This window comes from Metalysinibacillus jejuensis (genome assembly GCF_003057615.1).
GTDB classification, from domain to species: domain Bacteria; phylum Bacillota; class Bacilli; order Bacillales_A; family Planococcaceae; genus Metalysinibacillus; species Metalysinibacillus jejuensis.
Genome location: NZ_QAFW01000084.1, coordinates 1 through 4,841, shown reverse-complemented (window position 1 = coordinate 4,841; position 4,841 = coordinate 1). Strand labels below are relative to the sequence as shown.

5 protein-coding genes and 1 pseudogene are annotated in these 4,841 nt (G+C 36.4%); 1 reads left to right on the top strand and 5 read right to left on the bottom strand.

Features of this window, described 5'->3' with window-relative positions:
- Together DDE80_RS13695 and DDE80_RS13690 are read right to left on the bottom strand one after the other, a co-directional pair.
- The coding region (locus DDE80_RS13695) for a plasmid recombination protein (protein WP_108308467.1) at positions 1-994 on the bottom strand (994 nt) is incomplete at its 3' end.
- A gap of 510 nt (positions 995-1,504) precedes the next feature.
- Positions 1,505-1,912, bottom strand: coding sequence for a hypothetical protein (locus tag DDE80_RS13690; RefSeq protein WP_108308465.1), 408 nt, complete (start codon positions 1,910-1,912; stop codon positions 1,505-1,507).
- Between the two features lie 237 nt (positions 1,913-2,149).
- Between DDE80_RS13690 and DDE80_RS13685 the strand changes: the two genes are divergently transcribed.
- Positions 2,150-2,782 carry a helix-turn-helix domain-containing protein gene (locus DDE80_RS13685; RefSeq protein WP_108308464.1) on the top strand — a complete coding sequence of 211 codons (633 nt, stop codon included), beginning with the start codon at positions 2,150-2,152 and terminating at the stop codon, positions 2,780-2,782.
- 134 nt (positions 2,783-2,916) lie between these two features.
- Here DDE80_RS13685 and DDE80_RS13680 read toward each other — a convergent pair whose 3' ends face one another.
- From DDE80_RS13680 to DDE80_RS15200, 3 genes and pseudogenes are all read right to left on the bottom strand, one after another.
- A complete protein-coding gene (locus tag DDE80_RS13680) occupies positions 2,917-3,123 on the bottom strand; it encodes a hypothetical protein (RefSeq protein ID WP_108308462.1) in 207 nt (68 codons plus the stop codon).
- Positions 3,116-4,192 carry a protein rep gene (locus DDE80_RS13675; RefSeq protein WP_108308460.1) on the bottom strand — a complete coding sequence of 359 codons (1,077 nt, stop codon included), beginning with the start codon at positions 4,190-4,192 and terminating at the stop codon, positions 3,116-3,118. Before DDE80_RS13675 ends, DDE80_RS13680 begins: the two co-directional genes overlap by 8 nt.
- 235 nt (positions 4,193-4,427) lie before the next feature.
- Positions 4,428-4,841: pseudogene (locus DDE80_RS15200) on the bottom strand (plasmid recombination protein); the annotation flags it as partial.

Here is a 4,841-nt window from a genome sequence, read left to right as displayed (position 1 = left end):
TCTCCTCACGAAGCTTTTCATTTTCAACGACAAGATCCGTACTTTGCAAACGTTGATAATCTTTTTTAATAGCAACCGCAGCCGTCACGATAGTTTCAAGTTGGCCAATCTGTTTAGGCGTAAAAACAGAGTTCTCCGTTTCCTTTTTAATGATTTCGGGTTTGCCAAAAACTTTGGGAATGACTTCCGTTTCGATTTCTTTCCGCTTCGGTTTAAGAACCACATTCTTGTCAGGAACGTTTTCACTAATCGTTAGAAATTCCTTTTTCTTTTTGTCAATTTTCTTTTCTAGATACTTTATTTCCTGTAACAAATCCTGTTTTTCCTTGTACTCATTCACGTCTTTGTAAGGATTCGTACCGACCAATTTCCGCTCAATCCCACGGTCTAACAATTTATTTTCTAAAAACTGAACTTCTTTTTCTCGCCAATCATCAAACGGGCGTGTTTTATCGAGCGTTAAATCTTGCTGCGTGATTGCCCGATCGAATGACACTTGCTTTTCAAGTCCTCGCTTATAGCCACTTGCGACAGGAACAAAATTCAAGTGCATGTGAGGACTTGCTTCGTCATTATGAATGACCGCATTATAAACTTTTAGATTTGGATTTCGCTCCTCAAACTCCTCAAACCATTCCAACAAAATTTCATTGGCTTTTTCATAGTCGGAATCCGTTCGAAAATCATTTAAATCTCCAACTTGAATAATCATTTCTTGTTGAAGCGAAGTTTTCTTACCGGACTGAATGTGCTCATAATAATTATCGATTTTCCGATCATTGCGTTTTTGTTTGGCATTATATTTTTCTAACGCTGCACCAAATTCATCTTGATATAATTCTTTCAAATCTTTCTGGACCAGATACACATTTTTGTGCGAACGAGATTCATTGATGTGTGAATTCCGTTCTTTATCCTTCTCACTCATCTTTCGGTTGTTGTGTTTGATATTCGTTTTTTTTGTATCCTTTTTGAGAGAAACGCTCATTGCCAAGATGACTCACCTACCCCTTGACCAGAGCATACCAGAGTTTGTTACTTTGTAAAAGTAACCTTTTCTGTATTGTGACATTCTGCTACGCTCCATGTGCACAATGAAAAGGCTCTCCGAGGGTGAAAGCAAGGGTCTGTCACTCTAGCGTGACAGCTTCCCCAAGATCAAAACCAAAAGAAAAGACCTTGGGCTTTGCCCAAACCCACGAGGGAAAAGTTTCCCCTCGACCCCCTCCAAAAAGCTCCCCCAACCCCCTCACTTTTTGAGGGGGCTCCCTCGCCGGTAGGCAGTTTCCAAATGTGCATTTGGAAAAGCCATGAGGGTTCGGGTGCAGTGAATTCGTCAACTCCTTAAATTCCCTTCACTTCGTTTCGGTCAGACATTTATCGTTGACGAATGCCACGTTTTTCCCTCTTTCCCATATAAGAAAAATGCCAAATAAAAAAGAGTAGCCCAAGCCACTCTTTTCAAAATACAAATACTTCCCATATTTCATTCGATACTCTCTATTCAATCAATAGTAATTAAGTATGAACCATTTTTAGTTACTGCTTTTGCTTTTAGTGTATAGGAACCACTATTCCAAGGGATTTTATCCATTTTCACTGTTTTCCCTTTACCAACTTCCTTTGTTGTACCAACCTGATTGCCACTAGAATTCACTATTTTCACTAAAATTGCACCATTATTTCCAGAATCATTAGTAACGCTTGGACTATCACTAAAGAAATTATTTGAAGTAGTAACATTAGAATACCCAGTAGTTGTTATATAAGCATTACCGCTCCATTTAACACGAGGCTGTATTTCCGTCGATGTAGATTCACTAGTTAACTCCATCGCACTTACACTATTCGGTAATATAGATGCTCCAAAAACTGATAACGAAAGACACGAAATAATAATAGCCTTTTTCATTCTTTTTCCCCCATATTCTTTTTTATCTTACAATTAAACAGTAACATCAACACTTAATATTCAAAAATATTTTCTGCACCTTAAACGTTGATATAGCAACATGTCAGAATATCTGTCATTGAATTTCATTTAAATTACAGAGATCAAAGCACCCCCATCGCCCATAATGTCAATATGTCTGACACATAGCACCTAAGATTCCACGTAAAATTCACTTACATAAGGAGAATGAATATTATGTTTATTGGCGACAAGATAAAAGAAGCTAGAAATAAAAAAAGAATGACACAACAAGACCTCGCAGATTTATTAAACATCTCACGGTCCGCTATATCTAACTGGGAAGTCGGAAGGAACTATCCTGATTTAGATATGATTGTTCAATTAAGCGATATTCTAGAAATCTCTTTAAATACTTTATTAAGAGAGGACAAAGTCATGGTCAAAGAGATTAGTAAAGAACAAAGAAAAAACTACAAGAGAAAAATAACATTGAGAATAATTATCCCTTTATTTGTTTTTTCACTTTTGACTACAGGTTATTTGTTATATCAAGAAACTTATATTGTTCATAATTTCTTTTCTCCAACAATCAATAAAACTATATCTCTAGAAAAAAACACCGAGAATTGGAAAGAAGTAAAACTCAACTATACAAATAATATTTTTTGGAAAAAAGAAATTGTAAATACTGATGGGAGCACATCTGAAATAGAAATACGCATTATCGACAAAAAAACAGATGATACAATTTACAATTTTTCGTTAAAGGCTGGGAAAAGCCACAAATTAGACTTATTAAAAAGCAATACTGATTATTTAATAGAATTGCGTGGAAAAAATGGATTATATTTTTTAAAGTTTCTTTAATTGAACTATCAATTTCAAAACTAATATAGAATAAAAAAGAATCTGCTTTGAGCAAAACTACTCAAAGCAGATTCTTTTTTAAAAGTTTAAATTAAGTTAACAAATTGGCCTGTTTACTAAAACTCAGATTCACATCAAGAATAAGTATTTTCTGAAAGACATTTATCACAAATTTGAATGCGTCCGTCTTCATCATTACCAACAATTTTCGTCTTTTTGAGCTGAATCTTTTCGCAAATAAAACACAGTTTTCGATTCACGCCTTTATGAGCAGAAGAAAAATGCTCATGAAATCTTTTACACCCGGGGCAGTAATAATATAAATCGCCTGGCTTAACCATTTGTTTCCCTCCTAGAAATTACGTAATTATTCAACCCAACATGCCAATACGCCATCACATCAACAGCACCATTTGCAACCTCGTCTGAATCATCATCAATATGGATTAAATCGCCATCCTCGGCATCACTTAATTGTAATTCCTTATGAATTTCTTTCAAAATACCACCGTAAGAGATCAATCGCTTATAAGCCAATGCCTTATCTAAATCCTTGACCGTCTGTATATTTTCATCTGTCACTTTATTCCCTCGTATCACATCTGTATCTTTTACTGGATACTTGGAAACTTCAAAAATAGCATTTTGTTCAAGAATCGTTTTTCTCACTTCTTGCTCCATTTCCACAAAATCAGGTGATTCTTTTTTAGGCTTAACCTTTGCGACATGAACAATCGGTTTGTAATCAATTTGCATAGCTTTTTGCCACATGCTTGTCCATTCAGTTTGCTTAATATAATTACGACCAAAATAATCATTTGGCACAGCTAACAACACGTGAAAATGAGGATGATACGTACCATACCACTCACTTTCCTTATCCCAATTCCGAGTTACTTCCATAGCCCGAAAATAGCCGCGCACCGACTTTTTAAATCTTGCATAGCCTGCAAATCGATTCCACGCTTTCGTCATCTGATCCATAGTAGGTTTTAGTTCTTCACCTTCAACATTACGCACAGTGAGAGTAAGAAACACCCACTTCACTTTTTCTCGCTCATTCACGGCTTGAACAATTTTTTTATTTTGAAAGGCAATTTTAAGTGACCTTCGCCAATTGCACATCGGGCACAACCTCACTTTACAAAAATACGCTTGATAAAGCTTTAATCTACCGTCTTTCATTTTAAACACCAAATAGTTTCCGCAGTCATACATTCGCTCTGCTTTTTTCGCTAAAGCTTCAACTGCTTCAAGATGCTTTGCCATCAGAATAGAACGCTTCTTCTTGCCTTTCCAGTCACGTTCCTCACCTTTTGCATTCACATCACGCAAAAGTTCAACGTCTTTTTGAACACAGGTACTTGATTGCTCCTTAATACCTGTGCTACTATCAGGATACAAACTCATAAAAAGCCTCTCTTTCGAGGGGAAACATACAAAAAGCCCTCTGTGTATTTGGTTTCTAGACAATTCCAATACTATCAGAAGGCTTTTTACATGTCAAAACACGTTTTAAGCCATACGGCTCTAAGGCTCATCGAACTTTTAAGCCCTTGAGTTGTTTCTATATGTATCAAGAGAAGTAGAAACCCGTTTTTCGCTTCGCTCAAAACATGAAAAAACACGCCTTTTAGGCGTGTTTTTATCTTTCCATCCCTCTATCCCTCTCTCGGCTTTTCTCATGCTTATACAAGCGCTCAAATTCGCTTCCAGGATTTCTTTCCTTCACTTTGGTTACCAAGTCCTTAAAATCGTTTTTAAAGGCTCTCACGGTCTCTGTACGTCCTTTTACGAAATCCTTAGCACTTTGATACAACAAACCGATTTCATGCCGTAAATCGCCTATGAGGTCTTTTAAGTCCCTGTTTTCTGAACGGAGTTCCTTATTTTCGTTCTTCAACTTGTAATTTTCATTCGTCTTTTGATAGATCTCCTCACGAAGCTTTTCATTTTCAACGACAAGATCCGTACTTTGCAAACGTTGATAATCTTTTTTAATAGCAACCGCAGCCGTCACGATAGTTTCAAGTTGGCCAATCTGTTTAGGCGTAAAAAC

What these genes read in the sequence shown, in the direction of transcription:
- DDE80_RS13690 (WP_108308465.1), bottom strand. Translation starts at nt 1,912, where the DNA reads ATGAAAAAGGCTATTATTATTTCGTGTCTTTCGTTATCAGTTTTTGGA.
- DDE80_RS13685 (WP_108308464.1), top strand. Translation starts at nt 2,150, where the DNA reads ATGTTTATTGGCGACAAGATAAAAGAAGCTAGAAATAAAAAAAGAATG.
- DDE80_RS13680 (WP_108308462.1), bottom strand. Translation starts at nt 3,123, where the DNA reads ATGGTTAAGCCAGGCGATTTATATTATTACTGCCCCGGGTGTAAAAGA.
- DDE80_RS13675 (WP_108308460.1), bottom strand. Translation starts at nt 4,192, where the DNA reads ATGAGTTTGTATCCTGATAGTAGCACAGGTATTAAGGAGCAATCAAGT.